Source organism: Varunaivibrio sulfuroxidans, from assembly GCF_029318635.1.
Classification (GTDB): domain Bacteria; phylum Pseudomonadota; class Alphaproteobacteria; order Rhodospirillales; family Magnetovibrionaceae; genus Varunaivibrio; species Varunaivibrio sulfuroxidans.
The window spans coordinates 2,418,021-2,435,680 of record NZ_CP119676.1 but is presented as its reverse complement, the minus strand read 5'-3'; the positions used below and the strand labels follow the sequence as shown (position 1 = coordinate 2,435,680).

The window sequence follows — 17,660 nt, the reverse complement described above, 5'->3', positions numbered from 1 at the left end:
CTTGGCAAGGTTGCGTATTGGTCGTCATGGACTTACCCTCGAACGGGTATGTATCTCGGTTCTCGGTAATTTTCGGGTGGCGGTCGAACGTGTTCGACTTTTAGCGCCCCGCGCGCCTTGCGCGGCATGGGGCGATTGCGCGGCATGGGGCAATGGAACGGACGGAGATGGCGACGGAATACCTCAAAAGGATTAGCTTCCTCGTTGTTGACGACAACGACTTCATGCGCACGATCGTCCGGCGCATCCTCTCTTCTTTGGGCGCCGAGACCATCCATGAAGCCACCGATGGGGCGGACGCCCTGAAATTGTTGAAAGTCGTAACGCCCGATATCGTCATCTTGGATTGGCGCATGACGCCGCTGGACGGGATCGAGTTTACCCAGTTCATCCGCAGAGGCGAGGATAGCCCGAACCCGTTCCTGCCGATCATCATGATGACCGGATATTCCGCTTTTCAGCACGTCATGGACGCCCGTGACGCCGGGGTAAACGAGTTTTTAGTCAAACCCGTTTCCGCGCAACGCCTGTTCAGCCGCATTCAGGCCGTTATAGAGAGGCCGCGGAACTTCGTGCGCACCCAAATTTATTTCGGCCCCGATCGCAGACGCCGCAACCTTCCCTTCAAAGGACCCGATCGACGCGCGGAGATCGTCGGCTCCGATTTTCTCAGCGGTGACGATGAAGCCGCAAACACCCCGCACCCCTCTCCTCCGGGATGAGGGGCGTATATTTTCCGGGGACGGGACCGACTTCACCATCGGATCAGTGGGGCGGCGCTCAATGGTGCGACGCATGGCCGTCGATGAACCCAGGCGACACCAAACCGCTTCGCCGGGGAAGACTTTGTGCACGGCGACCGCGGCCCCACCCCGCCCCGTGGGCTCCGTAAATTAGATTTTTATCTCCACGGGAGACGCATAAAATACCATCCACAAAATTCATTCCCAGAAAAAGTTCACACCAATACTTTTCCTTGCCGAAGCATCTGATTTGTCATAAATATAACGTCATTCACAAAAGTGAATTTTATTGAAAATGACAAAAAAAATATCCAAGTCATCCGTTTCGGATCAGAGCGAATATTTAAATAACATCAGTTTTCTGATTGTCGAAGACAACGCGTTTATGCGCTCTATTATTCGTCAGGTTCTCTTTACCTTAGGCGCAAGAGATATCCGTGAGGCATCCGACGGCGGCGAGGCGCTTACGCGCCTTCAGGTTTTCACCCCCGACATCATCCTTCTCGATTGGGAAATGACGCCACTCGATGGTGTCGAATTCACTAAGATTGTCCGAACATCCCCCGACAGCACCAACCCTTTCGTTCCGATCATCATGATTTCCGGATATGGTGAATATTGGCGCCTGTCGGCGGCGCGCAACGCCGGCGTCACTGAATTTTTGGTCAAGCCCTTTTCGGCCAAAGGGCTGTTTTCCCGTATTCGTGCGGTCATCGAACGGCCCAGACCGTTCGTGCGCGTGGGGCATTATTTCGGTCCCGACCGCAGGCGTAAGGACCACAGCATCACGGATGAACGGCGTAAGGACTGGCTCAGTTCGGTCGCCCCCGACGACGCCCTAAAACAATCAGACATCAACGCCTTATTCAACCCCGACGACGACCGGCCCGACGAAGACGGAGAACAGCAAAAAATTAAGGCCCCACCCCAAAAGGGACGGGACCCTAATCACCCATGAGGGCGGGTATTCATGCGCCCAGATAATCCGCCGCCAGAACCTCGGCGATCTGCACCGTGTTGAGCGCCGCGCCCTTGCGCAGATTGTCCGAGACCACCCACATGTTGAGGGCGTTATCCATCGTGGGGTCGGCGCGCAGGCGACTGACGTAAACCGCGTCCTCGCCGGCGCACTCGACCGGGGTGACATAGCCTTCGTCGGCGCGATGATCGATCACCGAGACGCCCGGCGCGGCGCGCAAGGCCTCGCGCGCCTGATCTTCATCAAACGGGGTTTCGAATTCCACGTTTACCGCCTCGCCATGACCGACAAAGACGGGAACCCGCACGCAGGTCGCCGTGAGTTTAATCTTGGGGTCGAGAATTTTCTTGGTTTCGACCATCATTTTCCACTCTTCCTTGGTCGCGCCGTCGTCCATGAAGATATCGATGTGAGGGATCACATTAAAGGCGATCTGCTTGGTGAACTTGTTTTGATGTTTGTGGGCGGGATCGTTCATGTAAATGCCGCGGGTCTGATTGAACAGTTCATCCATAGCGTCCTTACCGCCGCCCGACACCGACTGGTAGGTCGCCACCACGACACGTCGAATGCGCGCCAGATCATGAAGCGGCTTCAAAGCCACCACCAATTGGATCGTCGAACAATTGGGATTGGCGATGATGCCCTTTTTGGTATAGCCCGCGATCGCACCGGGATTGACCTCGGGCACCACCAGGGGAACGTCGGGGTCGGTGCGAAAGTGCGAGGTGTTGTCGATCACCACAGCCCCGGCGGCGGCGGCCCTAGGCGCGAACTCGGCCGACACCTTCGCACCGGGGGACGACAGCACGATATCGGTACCGGAAAAATCGAACGTCGCCAGGTCCTGGACCTTGAGCACGTCGTCCTCGCCCATTGATATCTCACGCCCGACGGAGCGACTCGACGCCAACGCCACCACCTCGTCGGCGGGAAAATTTCTCTCCGCGAGGATATTCAGAATCTCGCGTCCGACATTCCCCGTCGCCCCGACGACTGCAATCTTGTATCCCATGTATCGCTACTCCACTTTAATGGCGCCGGCATATACGCGCCCCCCCAAAAAAACGAAAGGCCCGCGTCTTGCGCGGGCCTGTTTCGTTCACGTTTATGCGAACCGGCCCGCCTAAGGTGCGGTTTGAGTTTTCACCGTCGCCGGTTTGGTCGTCGTCAAGGCGGCGAACACACGCGCACGCGACGGAACCGTCACATCGTTCTTGCGTACTTTCGCGATCGTGAAAATTGCGTTCATCGGCTCAACCCTGAAGAAAACCACCCCTGACTTAACCCGCGCCCTAAAAAAAGGCAAGGATTATCCCCCCCCCCTATTCCCAACGGCGGATCGAAGAAACAAAAAAAAATATCTCCTCTTGGGAATAAAACCGGCGTGGGCGTGTTTACCCCTATAGAGGCGGATGTTCCGCCGTTAACCTGATCAAGGAAATCCTTCGATGAACATGAAACATATCCTCGCCACCGCCACCGTCGCCGCCGCCCTGGGCGCGCCGCTGTCCAACGCCTTCGCCGACGACGCCATGGGCATGAGCGCCACGGACATGGCCGAAGCGCATTTTCAGGCCATCGCCGCGGGGGATATCGCCGCGCTGAAATCCCATTACGCCAAGGACGCCCTTTTCCAGTGGGTCGGCGGTCCCCTCGACGGCGCCTACACCGGGGCGGACAGCATCGCCCAAGTGTGGACGAAGTTCACCAAGGGACAGGGTAAAATGCACGCCGAGGTGATCGATATTTCCCAAGGCGCCAACGCGCAGGGCGCGACCGTGGTGGCGCGGGTCAAGTTCGCCGGCAATAAAACCATTCCGGTGCGCTATGTGCTGGTCTATCGCGGCGAACGGTTGGTCGATGAAATCTGGCAGATCGACCCCAAGCTGACGGCGTACTAAGCGCGCCGACGAAAGCCGCCGTTCACGATCTCTCCCCGGGGCGTCTTCCGGTCTCGCGACAATTCAGACCGGGAGACGCCGTCGGCGAGATGCGTTATGATCGCTCCGCCACGGGCCGAGATAGCGCTCGAAAGCGGTGATAAGGACCCTTCGACATGGATATCCGCCACGCCATCGCAGGCGAGTTGCCCCGGGTCCGGCGTTACGCCCGCGCCCTGTTGTCGGGCGACATCCATCGCGCCGACGATCTGGTGCAACAAAGCCTGGAACGCGCGCTTGAGAAGTTGCACCTTTTTCGCCGCGACAGCAATCTGCGCGCCTGGCTTCTGAGCATTGTCCACAACGTCCATCTGAACAACCACCGACGCGAGAAAAATCGGCCCACCGATGCTTGGGACGAGGCCCTCGATGACACCGTCGCCGCCACCGAAAATTCCGAACACGGCGTCATCATCCGCGATATCGAACGCGCCCTGGCCGCCCTCAGTCTCGATCAGCGCGAGGTCGTCGTCCTGGTCGGGCTGGAGGGGATGGACTACAAGGAGGTCTCCGAAATTCTCGACATCCCCATGGGCACGGTGATGTCGCGGTTGTCGCGCGGACGCGAACGTCTGCGCATCTTGATGGAGGGAGACACCCGCCATGCCCCGGCACTGAGGAGGATCAAATGAACGGCAAAAAGAACGACGCCTCCGACGGCTCCATACTCGACGCCATGGTTCACGCCTATGTCGATGGCGAACTGGACGGCGCGGACCGCGACGACATCGAAACGGCCATCGCCAAAAGCCCCGAACTGGCGCGCAAGGTGGCGGCCTATCGCGCGCAAAAGCAGGATTTACATCTGCGCTACGACGCCGTTTTGAACGAGGAACTCAGCCCGACCATGACGGCGATGCTGGGGTTGAGAGAAACGGCGGCGGGCGGGACGGCGCATAACGACGTCAAACGTTGGGCGCCGGCCCCGACACTACGCCGGCTGGCCGCCGCCGTCGCCTTGATCGCGATCGGCGCCGGCGGCGGCTGGCTGGGCCGGGGCGCGGCGGCCCCGTCGTCTTTGGTCTCGCCCTCGAACACGCCCACGGGCATCGGCGCGGCCTATGCCGAACGCGCCATGGGCGCCCATAATGTTTACGCCGTCGATGTCCGCCACCCGGTCGAGGTCGGCGCCAACGAGGAAGATCACTTGATCGCCTGGCTGTCCAAGCGCCTGGGCCGCGCCGTGCGCGCCCCCGACATGGCGGGGGACGGCTTTCATCTCATCGGCGGACGCCTGCTCGCCGACGATGGGCGCCCCGCCGCTTTGTTCATGTACCAGGACGGCGCCGGGCGACGGGTGACGCTTTCGGTGAAGACCGTCGCCGACAAGGGCGAAACCTCGTTTCGTTTCGTCAACGAGGAAAACACATCCGCAGTTTATTGGATCGAGGGCGGCCTGGGTTACGCCCTCGCCGGAAACTTGCCCCGCCAACAGCTGCTCAGGCTGGCGCGCCAGGCCTACAACGCCTTGATCGCCTAGGCTTGATCGCCTGAGGGAGTCCACCGCAAAGCGCCTCGCGGCCCGGCTTGGGGGATGCCGTGACTTTGGCGGCGCCGTGAAAAGTTCGCGCGCGCTAGGCCGCCATCTTGTCCAGTTCGCCGATCAGCGCCCGGCCCATGCCTTCGGTCGAAACCAAAGTCGCCCCGTCGGACATGATATCGGCGGTGCGCAGCCCGGCGGCGAGCACGTTCTTGACCGCCGCGTCGATCAGATCGGCGTCCGCGCCCATGTCGAAGGAATAACGCAGCATCATCGAGAACGAAAGCACCGTCGCCAGCGGATTGGCCTTATTTTGCCCGGCGATATCGGGGGCGGAGCCGTGCACCGGCTCGTACATGGCGCGGCGAAAACCGCTGGCGTCGGCTTCGCCCAATGACGCCGAGGGCAACATGCCGAGCGATCCCGTCAACATGGCGGCGCAATCGGATAGGATATCGCCGAACAGGTTGTCGGTGACGATGACGTCGAACTGGCCGGGCCAGCGCACCAACTGCATGGCGCAGTTATCGGCGTACATGTGGTTCAACGCGACGTCGCCGTAAGCCTCGCGGTGGACGTTGGAAACCACTTCACGCCAAAACACGCCCGATTCCATGACGTTGGCCTTTTCCACCGAGGTCACCTTATTGCCGCGTTTCTTGGCTAAATCGAAGGCGACACGCGCCACACGGTCGATCTCCGGTTCGGAATAAATTTGGGTGTCGAAGCCGTAGCGCACACCGTCGCGTACATCCGTGCCGCGCGGCTGGCCGAAATAGACCCCCGCCGTCAATTCGCGCACGATCATGATGTCCAGGCCGCGCACCACCTCGGGCTTCAGGGTCGAGGCGTCGATCAGCGCGTCGAACACCACCGCCGGACGCAGGTTGGCGAACAAATCCATGTCCTTGCGCAGGCGCAAGAGGCCCGCCTCGGGACGGTGTGCGCGGGCTACGTCATCCCACTTCGGCCCACCGACGGCCCCCAACAAAACCGCATCCACGGACATCGCCTTGTCCATGGTGGCGTCGGTGACGGCGACGCCGTGGGCGTCGTAGCAGGCGCCACCGACCAGGTCCTCGTCAAGATCAAAGGCGACGTGACGGCGCTTATCCATCCACGAGATAACCCGTTTGACCTCGCCCATCACCTCGGGTCCGATACCGTCGCCGGCCAGCATGAGAAGTTTCATATTTGCAGACATGTCGGACGGCTCCTTAATCTTCGAGAGGACGTTTCAGGGCTTTGAGATGGGCCGTCAAGCGAACAGCCAGGGCTGGCCGAGCCGGTAGCGGGCCTCGAACGCGTCGATTTTCTCGCCCTTTTTCAGGGTCAGGGCGATATCGTCCAACCCTTCGAGCAAGCATTGCTTGCGGAACGGGTCGATATCGAAGGAGATCCGCCCGCCGTCCGGCCCGGTAATTTCCTGTTTCTCAAGATCCACGGTAACGACGGCGTTGGCGCCGCGCTCAGCGTCGTCCATCAGCTTATCGACGTCTTCCTGGGGTAGACGGATCGGCAAGATGCCGTTCTTGAAACAGTTGTTGTAGAAGATGTCGGCGAAGCTGGTGGCGACGATACAGCGAATGCCGAAATCGAGGATCGACCACGGCGCGTGTTCGCGCGACGACCCGCAACCGAAATTGTCCCCCGCCACCAGGATCTTGGCGTTACGATAGGCCGGCTTGTTGAGGACGAAATCGGGATTTTCCGAGCCGTCGTCGAGGTAGCGCATCTCGTCGAACAGATTCTTGCCCAGCCCGGTGCGTTTGATGGTCTTAAGGAACTGCTTGGGAATGATCATGTCGGTATCGACGTTGCGGATCGGCAACGGCGCGGCGATCCCTGACAGTTTAGTGAACTTGTCCATCCGCTTTTTCCCCTCAATCCAGCGTGCGCACGTCGGTCAATTTTCCACGGATCGCAGCGGCGGCGGCCATCGCGGGACTGACCAGGTGGGTACGCCCGCCTTTGCCCTGGCGGCCCTCGAAATTGCGGTTCGATGTCGAGGCGCAGCGTTCGCCCGCCTTTAATTTATCGTCGTTCATCGCCAAACACATCGAACAACCCGCGTCGCGCCATTCAAAGCCGGCCTCAAGGAAGATCGCATCCAGGCCTTCGGCCTCGGCCTGTTCCTTGACCAGCCCGGAGCCCGGCACCACCATCGCGCCGACGCCGGGGGCGACCTTGCGCCCCTTGGCGATCGCGGCGGCGGCGCGCAAATCTTCGATCCGCCCGTTGGTGCACGAGCCGATGAAGACCCGGTCGATAACAATGTCACACATCGCCATCCCCGCCTCAAGACCCATATACGTCAACGCCCGCGCCATCGAGCGGCGTTTGCCTTCATCGGCCTCCTGGGCGGGGTCGGGCACGCGCCCGTCGATGCCGATCACATCTTCCGGGCTGGTGCCCCAAGTGACGTTGGGAACCAGGGTCGAGGCGTCGATCGTCACTTCCTTGTCGAAGCGTGCCTCGGGGTCGCTTTTTAGGCCACGCCAGTAGGCCACCGCCTGCTCCCAAGCCCCGCCCTTGGGGACCATCGGACGCCCCTTCAGGTAATCGAAGGTGGTCTCGTCCGGGGCGATCAGACCGGCGCGCGCGCCCGCTTCGATGGTCATGTTGCAGACCGTCATCCGCCCTTCCATGGACAGCGCCGTTATCGCCTCGCCGGCGTACTCGATGACATATCCGGTACCGCCCGCGGTGCCGATCTCGCCGATGATCGCCAGCACGATGTCTTTCGCGCCGACGCCCGCGGGCAAACTTCCGGTCACGGTGACGCGCATGTTCTTGGCCGGTTTCTGGCCCAGCGTCTGGGTCGCCAAGACATGCTCGACCTCCGAGGTGCCGATACCGAAGGCCAACGCCCCGAAAGCGCCGTGGGTCGCGGTGTGGCTATCGCCGCAGACAATCGTCATGCCGGGCAAAGTAAACCCCTGCTCGGGGCCGACGATATGAACAACGCCCTGGCGAATGTCGTCCATCGAGAAATAAGGAACGCCGAACTCGGCGACATTTTTTTCCAGGGTTTCGACTTGAATGCGCGATTGTTCGTTGGCGATGCCACGCGCCCGCCCGGTGGTCGGCACATTGTGATCGGCGACCGCAAGGGTTTGTTTGGGCGCGCGCACGGCGCGACCTGCGGCGCGCAGGCCCTCGAAAGCCTGCGGCGAGGTCACTTCGTGGACGAGGTGGCGGTCGATATAAATCAGGCACGCGCCGTCATCCTGCGCCTCGATCAGATGGCTTCGCCATATTTTATCGAACAGTGTCTTCTTATCCGACAGTGTCTGGGGCTTATCCATACCGCCCACGCCTCCCCCGGCATTTTTTATTGTCTACGCACGCAACCACGTCCCCGCGGCCGCCCCACACATCCATAACGCCAATGGCGTCACGGGCGTGGGGACATAAAGGCCATCGAGCGGGACGCGCCGCCTTATTTTTCCTTGGTTTTCTCCTCGGCCGCGGCCATTGCGGCAGCGCGCGCCGCGACCTTGGCCTCGGATGCGGCGGCGCGTTCGCCCGCCGTCAACTTACCCGAATAACCGTCGGTTTTTTCGGCGATACGCGCGGCCTTACCGGTGCGCCCGCGCAGATAATACAACTTAGCCCGGCGCACATCGCCGCGGCGCACGACCTCGATCGTGGCGACGTTGGGCGAATACAACGGGAAAACGCGTTCCACACCTTCGCCGGAAGCGATCTTACGCACCGTGAACGAGGAATTCAGCCCCTTGTTCTTACGCGCGATGCACACGCCTTCGAACGCCTGCAAGCGTTCGCGCGTACCTTCGATCACCTTGACCTGCACCTTGACGGTATCGCCAGGGGCGAATTGCGGCGTTTCACGCCCGGCGGCCAGCTTATCCAGCTGTTCGCTTTCGATCTGTTCGATCATGTTCATGACACTGTTCCTTATGTCTGTCTGGCCGGGGTTATACCCGGCTATGGCCTAAATTCCAACTCTCGTTTATTTCGACACCCTGTTTTTCAAATAACGCGCCCACAAATCCGGGCGGCGTTCACGGGTGACGATTTCGCTCTGGGCTTGCCTCCAAGCGCAAATTTTTTCGTGATGCCCCGATAGCAGGACCTCAGGGACGTCCCGCCCCGCCCAACTGCGCGGCCGCGTGTAGTGCGGGTATTCCAAAAGATCCCGCTCGAAACTCTCCTCGTCCAGCGATTGCCGGCTGCCGATGACCCCCGGCAGCAGACGCACGCACGCATCCAAAAGCACCAAGGCCGCGATCTCGCCCCCCGAAAGAACGAAATCGCCGACCGATATTTCTTCGGCGGCGCGGGCGTCCAACACCCTTTGGTCCACCCCCTCGAAACGCCCGCACAACACCACGACGCCCGGCCCCTCGGCCAGGGCCTTGACCCGATCTTGGGTCAGGGGACGCCCCCTTGGCGTCAAATAGATCAACGGCGCACCATCCGTCGCCGTCACCGCGCCGTCCGCCATCACTCCCGTCAACGCCCGGTCGATCACGTCGGGACGCATCACCATGCCCGCCCCGCCGCCGCTCGGCGTATCATCGACGGTGTGGTGCTTGTCGGTCGCAAAAGACCGGATATTCACCGTTTCCAGCGACCACCGTCCGTCTTCCAACGCCCGTCCCGCCAACGATTGACCCAGCGGCCCGGGAAACATCTCCGGGTACAGCGTCAGCAAGCGGGCCGACCATGGTCGGCGAACAACGTCACCCATCCGCGTCACCACCTTCGCCGCCGTCCTCGTTTGGCGGTGTATCGAACAGCCCGCCCGGCGGAACGATCACCATGCGCCGCCCAGCGAGATCGACTTCGGGAATGACCGCCCGTGTGAACGGAACCACAACCCGCACACCATCTTCGCATACGATATCGAGCACCACGCCGGCCCCATAATCGTCGGCCGCCTCGACGCGCCCAAAATTCTCGCCCGCGCCGTCCACCACGATCAGCCCGACGAGATCGGACAAGTAATATTCATCCTCCTCGGGCTCGGGCAGGGCGTCACGATCCACGTACAGACGCACCCCCTTTAAAGCCTCGGCGGCGGTGCGGTCGGCGACGCCGTCAATCCGAGCGATCACCTGCCCGCCCTTGGCCGCACCGACAGTGCGAAGCGAAAACCGCCGCCGCCCACTCTCGTCGGATAAGGGGCCGTAGGCGTCCACCCGGGTCGGATCCGCGGTAAAACTCTTCAGGCGGACCTCACCTTTCAGCCCCCGAACCCCGGTAACAACGGCGACCAAAACCCGTGCGCCGGGCGCCTTGTTTTCGCCGTGCTGCGGCGCACATCGTTGGGTCATCGCCATCACCACGCGGGATCGACGCCTTGGCGGCGCACTGCCCGCACCCCAGTTTACGCGCTTGCCGGGGCGGCCTCGGCGGCTTCATCTGGAGCCGCGGCGGCGGTCGCAGCGGCCTCAGCGGCTTCGGCGGCCTTTTCCTCGGCCTCGCGCAGACGTTCCTGCGCCTTCGCCTTAGGTTGATTTTTCTTGGTTTGCTTCGGCACGGCCGGGACGGCGACAATTCCCGCCGCGCCCAGAAAACGGGCGACACGGTCGGATGGCAGCGCGCCGACGCCAAGCCAATGCTTGATACGTTCTTCGTTCAAAATCAACCGTTCGGGATGATCCTTGGCGACCATCGGATTGTATGTGCCGAGCCGTTCGATGAATTTGCCGTCACGCGGGCTGCGCGAATCGGCGACGACGACACGATAGAAGGGACGCTTTTTGGCGCCGCCGCGGGAAAGCCTGATCCGTAAAGACATATCTCAATACTCTCTTTCTTTTCTTTGGTGCGCGCCGCCCCTAATCGCCGGGAAACGCCACTCGATAAACCGAACACATTAAAAAAGACCTTTCGGGCGTCAGTGCATCGGCGGCATCATGCCGCCGGGTCCCATCGCGGATCCGAGCCGTCCTTTCTTTCCCATTTTTCCCGCCTTCTTCATCATCTTGCTCATCATCATGAACTGTTTGAGTAGGCGGTTAACGTCTTGAACCGAGGTCCCCGAACCGGCGGCGATGCGCCGGCGGCGCGAACCGTTGAGCACCTTGGGATTACGCCGCTCCACGGCGGTCATGGATTGAATAATCGCATGCTGGCGAGCGATCGCCTTATCATCGATATTGGCGGCGTCGAGCTGCTTTTTAACCTTGCCAACACCCGGCAACATCCCCAAAAGCCCCTTCATGTCGCCCATCTTGCGCAACTGACCCAACTGCGCGCTCATATCCTCAAGGGTAAACGCACCCTTGAGCATCTTGGCGGCCATTTTTTCGGCGTCTTCGTTCTCGATGACCTCGGCGGCCTTTTCGACCAGGCCGACCACGTCGCCCATGCCGAGGATCCGCCCGGCGATGCGCTGGGCGTCGAATTCCTCAAGGTCGTCGAGTTTTTCGCCGACCCCCATCAATTTGATCGGACGCCCGCTGACCGCGCGCATCGACAGCGCCGCGCCGCCGCGAGCGTCGCCATCGACGCGGGTCAACACGATGCCGCTGATACCGACCTTTTGGTCGAATTCCCGTGCCACGTTGACCGCGTCCTGGCCCGTCATGGCGTCGGTCACCAGAAGTTTCTCGCTAGGCCCGGTCGCCTTGGCGACCGCCGCCACCTCGTCCATCAATTCTTGATCGATATGAAGACGACCGGCGCTGTCCAAAATCACCACGTCGTAGCCTTCGCGGCGCGCGACATCCATCGCCCGTTTGGCGATCGCCAACGGTCGCTCGCCCAATACGATCGGCAGGGTCACGATCTCCGATTGCTTGCCGAGGTGCGCCAACTGCTGCTGCGCCGCCGGACGATAAATGTCGAGCGACGCCATCAGCACTTTCTTCTTGTCGCGGCGGGTCAGGCGACGCGCGATCTTGGCGGTGGTCGTGGTTTTTCCAGACCCTTGCAGGCCAAGCATCAAAATCGCGGCGGGCGGATTGGCGAGCTTCAGCGCACTGTCGTCGGCACCCAGCATCGCCGCCAGTTGATCGTTGACGATCTTGACGACCATCTGCCCCGGCGTCACCGAGCGCAAGACGTCTTGCCCCAAGGCGCTTTCGGTAACCTTGGCGATAAAATCCTTCACCACCGGCAAGGCGACATCGGCCTCAAGTAGGGCCAACCGCACGTCGCGCATGGCGTCCGTAACGTCGGATTCCTTAAGGACGCCGCGCCTCTTCAGGCCGTCGAAAATGTCGCCTAAGCGGCTGGACAGGTTTTCGAACATCTCTTTTCCGGCTCTTGAGCCCAGGCCTTAGCCTGCGCCATGTAAAAAATATACCAAAACGACAAACGCGCCAGCGCGCGAAACTCGCGGACTGACGATGCCCCTCGGGGCGTGTGTTCACCGCCATCACGGCGGCAAGGCGCGCAACATAAGCGTGGAGCCGCCGGATGTCAATATTTAAGCGCCATCCCCAATTTTATATACGCTTTTATTTATATCCTCCGAAGCCCCCTTCAAGGCCAACCTCAGGGCTGGCCTTATTGACAGAACGCCGACGTCCATGCTCCATTGTATCGAAAATTACGTTCACAATCACCCGCCTTGAGAGAAGTAATTACATGAAACGGAGACCACCTAAAGATCATCCCGACCCCATCGACATTCATGTCGGCGCACGCATCAAGGCCCGACGCACGGGGTTGCGCATTAGCCAATCGGAAATTGGAAAAAAATTAAACGTAACGTTTCAACAAATTCAAAAATACGAAAACGGAACCAACCGCGTCGGCGCCAGCAACTTATATCGCATGTCGCAAGCCCTCGATGTCGATGTGGCGTATTTTTTTCACGATATCCCCAAAGAGATCACGCACGGAGGCCACGCGGGCGACGGGCTGAGCGATAGTGCGATTTCCAAATTCGACCACGACCCGATGTCCTCGACGGAATCCATTAAACTGGTGCACAACTATTTTCGTATCGTCAACACCAAGGTCCGTCAACGCATCTTCCAGTTGGTCAAGACCATCGCCGAAACCCGCGACGCCGCGACTTAGGCGTCACCCCGATCGTCCGAGACATGCTCCCTTGCATGGCGCGAGAATTTTTTTTCGCGCCCCCAACCTATACTTTAGCGTGTGTGATGATATAAATACAACTTACTTTGCTTCGTTCACCCTATTTTTTAACGAAACGAATGAGTGTATGATATGGCGTCGCACCCAAGCGATATTCCCAAGTCCCCGCCTACTCCCCGTCTGGTCAAAACCGCCCCCTCCCGCGCGTCCTCGTCTTCGAACGCGATAAAAACGCACATCGCCCCCCCCGATCATGATTCCGCGAGAGAGGCCGCGGACACGGCAGTTTTGCGGGACGCGCTTCTCGATTCCGGCGTCCGCAAGCGCATCGCCCAGCGCCGCGCCGCGCTGAAATTCAGTTGTCCCGAACTCGACCGTATCGGCGGCCTTCCCGCGGGAACGGTCGACGCCGTGGAAAATGCGCAGATCGGCATATCGCCGGGACTCCTGGCCCGCCTCGCCTTGGCCTTGAACGTCGATCCCGGTTATTTTTTCGAAGACCCGCAAATTGATTTGCCCGCCGACGAACATGAGGAAATTGGCGAATTGCTGGAGGCGTTCTTGAGCATCGACGATAACGCCCGCCATGAAATTCTTGAAATGATACAGCTTCTCGCCGAGGATTGAGACAGAACGCTTCCCCTGCGACGACGCACAAGAGGAACCGGGCGCCCGGCGCCGCGCTTGACAGGAACATTCCTCGATGACCCCTCCACCGCCGCCTTCCGACATCACCGCGATCGACCGGGCGCTGGTCCCCTCGGGGCTGCGCGTCATGGGCGCTTTTCACCCCACGGCGGCGAACGCCCCCTCCTCTCTCACGACGGTGCGGACCATTGTCTTGATCGGCAACGGCGGCGCCGCGTTCTGGCCCATCTTCACCGCCCGGCGCCGCGAAGAAGACGACGCTCTCGACCGATGGACGCGCCGGGTCATCACTCCCCTGGCCGCCGCCTTCAACGCCGAGGCCTTTTTTCCCTTCGACGGACCGCCCTATTTTCCCTTCCAACGTTGGGCCGTCACGGCCAATTGCGCCGCCCCAAGCCCGATCGGAACGTTGATCCATCCGCGCTTCGGGCCCTGGCATGCTTATCGCGGCGCGCTGGGGTTTGCCCAGCGGTTGACCATCTCTCCCCCCAGCGCGCCGTTGACGACATGCCGGGACTGCGCCGCCAAACCGTGTCTTTCGGCGTGCCCGGTCAATGCCTTCGCCGCGGAGGCCTACGACGACGACGCCTGCGCGCGGCATTTGAAAACCGACGATGGGCACGATTGCCTGAACGAGGGATGCCGCGCCCGGCGCGCGTGTCCGGTGGGGAAAGAACACCGCTATGCATCGGCCCAGGCCGCTTTTCATATGCGCGCTTTCCTGCGCACCCGCCGTGAAGACGCCGACTAGACGCGACGCGCGCGGCAAAAAGATGGACATTCGCCCCGATACGGCCATATTAGGCCCCATGATGACGACACCATTCACCAAGATGCACGGGCTAGGGAACGACTTCGTCGTTTTCGATGCGCGCGCGCGCTTGTTAGACCTGGACGCCCGGCAAATCGCCGCTATCGCCAACCGGCGCACCGGCGTCGGCTGCGATCAGGTGATTATCATGGAAAATCCGGACACGGCATCCCAAGACGCCGATGTTTTCATGCGCATTTACAATGCCGACGGCGGTGAGGTTGGCGCTTGCGGCAACGCCACGCGCTGTATCGCGTCCGCGATCATGCTTGAGACCGGGCGCGACGAGGCCGTCATACAAACCCGGGCGGGTAATCTCCATGCCCACCGCGCGCCGGGCGACGCGATCACGGTGGACATGGGACCGGCCCGCCTTGGCTGGCGCGACATTCCCCTAAACGAAGAGCGCGACACGGCGCACCTGAACATTTCGTCAGGCCCCCTACGCGATCCGGTGGCGGTCAACGTCGGCAACCCTCACGCCGTATTTATCGTCGCGGACGTCACGGCGATCGATCTCGACACCCACGGCCCGATTCTGGAAAAACACCCCCTGTTTCCCGAACGCGCCAATATCGAAGCCGCCCAGGTGATCGACCGCGCGCATATCCGCCTGCGCGTGTGGGAACGCGGCGCGGGAATCACCCAGGCCTGCGGCACCGGGGCATGCGCAACTCTCGTCGCCTGCGCCCGACGCGGATTGACCGGGCGCACGGCCGAAGTTTTACTTGACGGCGGCCCCCTCGTCATCGAGTGGCGCGCCGACGACCACGTCTTAATGACCGGCCCCGTGGCGATCAGCTACGATGGCGCGCTCGCCCCCTCGTTGACCGCCCCGTCCCCTGCCGACACCGCCGAAGACTAAGCGCCATGGTCGAACCCGAAGTCATTACCCTGGGCTGCCGCCTAAACACGTTGGAATCGGAAATGATGCGCGATCAGGCGCGCAGGGGCGGCGCGCGCGACACCGTCATCGTCAACACTTGCGCCGTCACCCGCGAAGCCGAACGCCAAGCCCGCCAAACCATTCGTAAAATTCGCCGCGAACGCCCCGACGCCAAGATCATCGTCACCGGATGCGCGGCGCAGCTTTCCCCTGAAACCTTCGCCGACATGGCCGAAGTCGATCGTGTCGTCGGCAACCGTGAAAAATTGAGCCACGCCACCTTACTCGGCAACGACGCCACCGGCGTCGCGGTGTCCGACATCATGGCCGACGAGGTGGCCGGCGGTCCGTTGGTCAGCGGTATCGAGGGGCGCACCCGCGCCTTCGTGCAAATTCAACAGGGCTGCGATCACCGTTGCACATTTTGCATCATTCCCTTCGCCCGAGGCCCCAACCGTGCGGTCGATGCCGCGCGGATCGTCGAACAGGTGCGCCTGCTGGCCGCCGGCGGCCACCAAGAGGTGGTGCTGACCGGCGTTGACATCTCATCCTATGGCGCCGAACGGGATAACGGCCCGACCCTGGCGCACTTGGTGCGCACAATTTTGCACGACGTTCCCAGCCTAAAGCGGCTGCGCCTCAGTTCTCTGGACCCGGACGGCATCGACGACGATCTGGCGCGCTTGTTCGCCGAGGACGCACGAATGATGCCCCATGTCCACCTTAGCCTCCAGGCCTGCGACGACATGATCTTGAAACGGATGAAGCGCCGCCACAGCCGCGCCCAGGCCGTGGACGCCATCTCCTTGCTCCGCCATTATCGCCCCGATATCGCCATTGGCGCCGACCTGATCGCGGGCTTTCCGACGGAAACCGACGTCATGTTCGCCAACACTCTGAACGCGGTGGAGGCCTTCGGTCTCGACCTGCTGCATGTCTTTCCCTTTTCTCCGCGTTCGGGCGCGCCGGCGGCAAAAATGCCTCAGGTCGCCCCCGCCGACATCAAAGATCGCGCGCGCCGCCTGCGCGAAGCAGGCACCCTGGCCCGGCGGCGTTTTTTGCAACGCTTCGCCAACGCCGACGTGAACGTCCTCGTCGAAAAAAACGGCTTCGGCCACACCGACCATTTCGCCCCGGTAAGGGTCGATCGACGGCTACGTCCGGGAACCGTCCACACCCTGCGCATCGTCAATTTCGATGACGACGCCCTGATCGCAAAGGAGACGCCATGAGCGGTTGGTTTTCCCGCCTGAAACACGGATTGAATAAAACGTCGTCCAAGCTGTCGGGCGGCATCGTCGATCTGTTCACCAAGCGCCCGTTGGACAAAACCGCGCTGGAAGATCTCGAAGAGTTGCTCATCGCCACCGATATCGGCGTCGAAAACGCCACCCGCCTTAGCGCGCAAATCGCCAAGAACCGGTTCGATCAGGACGTCAGCCCCGAAGAAGTGCAAACCGCGCTGGCCGAACACATCGCCGAAATCCTGCATCCGGTGGCCCGACCGATCGAGATCGACCCAAGCCACGCCCCCCATGTGATTTTAATGTGCGGCGTCAACGGCAGCGGCAAGACGACGACCATCGGCAAGCTCGCCAAACAGTTCAGCGAACGTGGCCTACGGGTCATGCTCGCCGCCGGCGACACCTTTCGCGCCGCCGCCGTCGAACAACTCCAGGTCTGGGGAGAACGCACCGGCTGTCCGGTGATCGCCCGCGATATCGGGGCCGACGCGGCGGGCCTCGCGTTCGACGCCGTGAAAAGCGCCCGCGAACAGGGGATGGACGTCTTGTTGATCGACACCGCGGGGCGACTGCAGAACAAAAGCCACCTGATGGACGAACTGGACAAAATCGTCCGCGTGATCCGCAAGGTCGATCCCAGCGCGCCTCATGACACGGTTCTCGTCCTCGACGCCACCGTCGGACAAAACGCCCATTCCCAGGTCGAAACCTTCAACAAGGTCGCGCCTCTATCCGCCCTGGTGATGACCAAACTGGACGGCACCGCCAAGGGCGGCGTGGTGGTGGCGCTGGCGCAAAAATACGCCGTGCCGATCGTCGCCATCGGCGTCGGCGAGGGCGCCGACGACCTGCGCCCCTTCGATGGGGTAAGTTTCGCCCGCTCGCTTGTCGGCCTCTAAAC

The 17,660-nt window shown here is 61.4% G+C and carries 21 protein-coding genes; 11 read left to right on the top strand and 10 right to left on the bottom strand.

From position 1 onward, the window contains the following. Positions 1 to 167 precede the first annotated feature (167 nt). Complete coding sequence (locus tag P3M64_RS11475; protein ID WP_132938576.1) at positions 168 to 722, top strand: response regulator; 555 nt, start codon at positions 168 to 170, stop codon at positions 720 to 722. Between the two features lie 406 nt (positions 723 to 1,128). Next, positions 1,129 to 1,701 (top strand): response regulator, encoded by a 573-nt coding sequence (locus P3M64_RS11470; protein WP_243644736.1) that lies wholly within the window; start codon positions 1,129 to 1,131, stop codon positions 1,699 to 1,701. Positions 1,702 to 1,711: 10 nt separating this feature from the next. Here P3M64_RS11470 and P3M64_RS11465 read toward each other — a convergent pair whose 3' ends face one another. Together P3M64_RS11465 and P3M64_RS11460 are read right to left on the bottom strand one after the other, a co-directional pair. Then, positions 1,712 to 2,737 (bottom strand): aspartate-semialdehyde dehydrogenase, encoded by a 1,026-nt coding sequence (locus P3M64_RS11465; protein WP_132938578.1) that lies wholly within the window; start codon positions 2,735 to 2,737, stop codon positions 1,712 to 1,714. A 111-nt stretch (positions 2,738 to 2,848) separates the two neighbouring features. After that, positions 2,849 to 2,974, bottom strand: coding sequence for a hypothetical protein (locus P3M64_RS11460; RefSeq protein ID WP_276157029.1), 126 nt, complete (start codon positions 2,972 to 2,974; stop codon positions 2,849 to 2,851). 199 nt (positions 2,975 to 3,173) lie between these two features. Between P3M64_RS11460 and P3M64_RS11455 the strand changes: the two genes are divergently transcribed. The 3 genes from P3M64_RS11455 (at position 3,174) to P3M64_RS11445 (ending at position 5,145) form a co-directional block, all read left to right on the top strand. Next, positions 3,174 to 3,626 (top strand): nuclear transport factor 2 family protein, encoded by a 453-nt coding sequence (locus tag P3M64_RS11455; protein WP_207893127.1) that lies wholly within the window; start codon positions 3,174 to 3,176, stop codon positions 3,624 to 3,626. A 155-nt stretch (positions 3,627 to 3,781) separates the two neighbouring features. Further along, positions 3,782 to 4,297 carry a sigma-70 family RNA polymerase sigma factor gene (locus P3M64_RS11450; RefSeq protein WP_132938579.1) on the top strand — a complete coding sequence of 172 codons (516 nt, stop codon included), beginning with the start codon at positions 3,782 to 3,784 and terminating at the stop codon, positions 4,295 to 4,297. Next, the gene (locus tag P3M64_RS11445; protein ID WP_132938580.1) at positions 4,294 to 5,145 is read left to right on the top strand and encodes an anti-sigma factor family protein; all 852 of its coding nucleotides are present in this window, start codon (positions 4,294 to 4,296) and stop codon (positions 5,143 to 5,145) included. Before P3M64_RS11450 ends, P3M64_RS11445 begins: the two co-directional genes overlap by 4 nt. Positions 5,146 to 5,239: 94 nt before the next feature. On the opposite strand, the gene leuB is transcribed toward P3M64_RS11445, so the two are convergent. The 8 genes from leuB to ffh form a co-directional block, all read right to left on the bottom strand. After that, on the bottom strand, positions 5,240 to 6,349 hold the full coding sequence (gene leuB / locus P3M64_RS11440) for a 3-isopropylmalate dehydrogenase (RefSeq protein WP_132938581.1): 1,110 nt from the start codon (positions 6,347 to 6,349) through the stop codon (positions 5,240 to 5,242). 54 nt (positions 6,350 to 6,403) lie between these two features. After that, positions 6,404 to 7,015, bottom strand: coding sequence for a 3-isopropylmalate dehydratase small subunit (gene leuD, locus P3M64_RS11435; protein WP_132938582.1), 612 nt, complete (start codon positions 7,013 to 7,015; stop codon positions 6,404 to 6,406). Between the two features lie 13 nt (positions 7,016 to 7,028). Then, positions 7,029 to 8,435, bottom strand: coding sequence for a 3-isopropylmalate dehydratase large subunit (gene leuC, locus P3M64_RS11430; RefSeq protein ID WP_132938662.1), 1,407 nt, complete (start codon positions 8,433 to 8,435; stop codon positions 7,029 to 7,031). Positions 8,436 to 8,587: 152 nt separating this feature from the next. After that, positions 8,588 to 9,055, bottom strand: coding sequence for a 50S ribosomal protein L19 (gene rplS, locus P3M64_RS11425; protein ID WP_132938583.1), 468 nt, complete (start codon positions 9,053 to 9,055; stop codon positions 8,588 to 8,590). A 66-nt stretch (positions 9,056 to 9,121) separates the two neighbouring features. Then, positions 9,122 to 9,862, bottom strand: a complete 741-nt coding sequence (gene trmD / locus P3M64_RS11420) for a tRNA (guanosine(37)-N1)-methyltransferase TrmD (protein ID WP_132938584.1) — start codon at positions 9,860 to 9,862, stop codon at positions 9,122 to 9,124. After that, positions 9,855 to 10,448, bottom strand: a complete 594-nt coding sequence (rimM, locus tag P3M64_RS11415) for a ribosome maturation factor RimM (RefSeq protein ID WP_132938585.1) — start codon at positions 10,446 to 10,448, stop codon at positions 9,855 to 9,857. The genes trmD and rimM overlap by 8 nt, the downstream gene beginning before the upstream one ends. A 53-nt stretch (positions 10,449 to 10,501) precedes the next feature. Beyond that, positions 10,502 to 10,915 (bottom strand): 30S ribosomal protein S16, encoded by a 414-nt coding sequence (rpsP, locus tag P3M64_RS11410; protein WP_132938586.1) that lies wholly within the window; start codon positions 10,913 to 10,915, stop codon positions 10,502 to 10,504. Positions 10,916 to 11,014: 99 nt separating this feature from the next. Further along, entirely contained in the window at positions 11,015 to 12,373 is a 1,359-nt protein-coding gene (gene ffh, locus P3M64_RS11405) for a signal recognition particle protein (RefSeq protein WP_132938587.1), read from the bottom strand. A gap of 338 nt (positions 12,374 to 12,711) precedes the next feature. On the opposite strand from ffh, the gene P3M64_RS11400 reads away from it, so the two are divergent. From P3M64_RS11400 to ftsY, 6 genes are all read left to right on the top strand, one after another. Then, a complete protein-coding gene (locus P3M64_RS11400; protein WP_132938588.1) occupies positions 12,712 to 13,149 on the top strand; it encodes a helix-turn-helix domain-containing protein in 438 nt (145 codons plus the stop codon). A gap of 153 nt (positions 13,150 to 13,302) precedes the next feature. After that, positions 13,303 to 13,797, top strand: a complete 495-nt coding sequence (locus P3M64_RS11395) for a hypothetical protein (RefSeq protein ID WP_132938589.1) — start codon at positions 13,303 to 13,305, stop codon at positions 13,795 to 13,797. A gap of 76 nt (positions 13,798 to 13,873) precedes the next feature. Then, positions 13,874 to 14,569, top strand: coding sequence for a hypothetical protein (locus P3M64_RS11390; protein ID WP_132938590.1), 696 nt, complete (start codon positions 13,874 to 13,876; stop codon positions 14,567 to 14,569). A 61-nt stretch (positions 14,570 to 14,630) separates the two neighbouring features. Beyond that, complete coding sequence (dapF, locus tag P3M64_RS11385; protein WP_132938663.1) at positions 14,631 to 15,494, top strand: diaminopimelate epimerase; 864 nt, start codon at positions 14,631 to 14,633, stop codon at positions 15,492 to 15,494. Between the two features lie 5 nt (positions 15,495 to 15,499). Continuing rightward, positions 15,500 to 16,747 carry a tRNA (N(6)-L-threonylcarbamoyladenosine(37)-C(2))-methylthiotransferase MtaB gene (gene mtaB, locus P3M64_RS11380; RefSeq protein ID WP_132938591.1) on the top strand — a complete coding sequence of 416 codons (1,248 nt, stop codon included), beginning with the start codon at positions 15,500 to 15,502 and terminating at the stop codon, positions 16,745 to 16,747. Beyond that, a complete protein-coding gene (gene ftsY, locus P3M64_RS11375; RefSeq protein WP_132938592.1) occupies positions 16,744 to 17,658 on the top strand; it encodes a signal recognition particle-docking protein FtsY in 915 nt (304 codons plus the stop codon). Before mtaB ends, ftsY begins: the two co-directional genes overlap by 4 nt. Positions 17,659 to 17,660 lie beyond the last annotated feature (2 nt).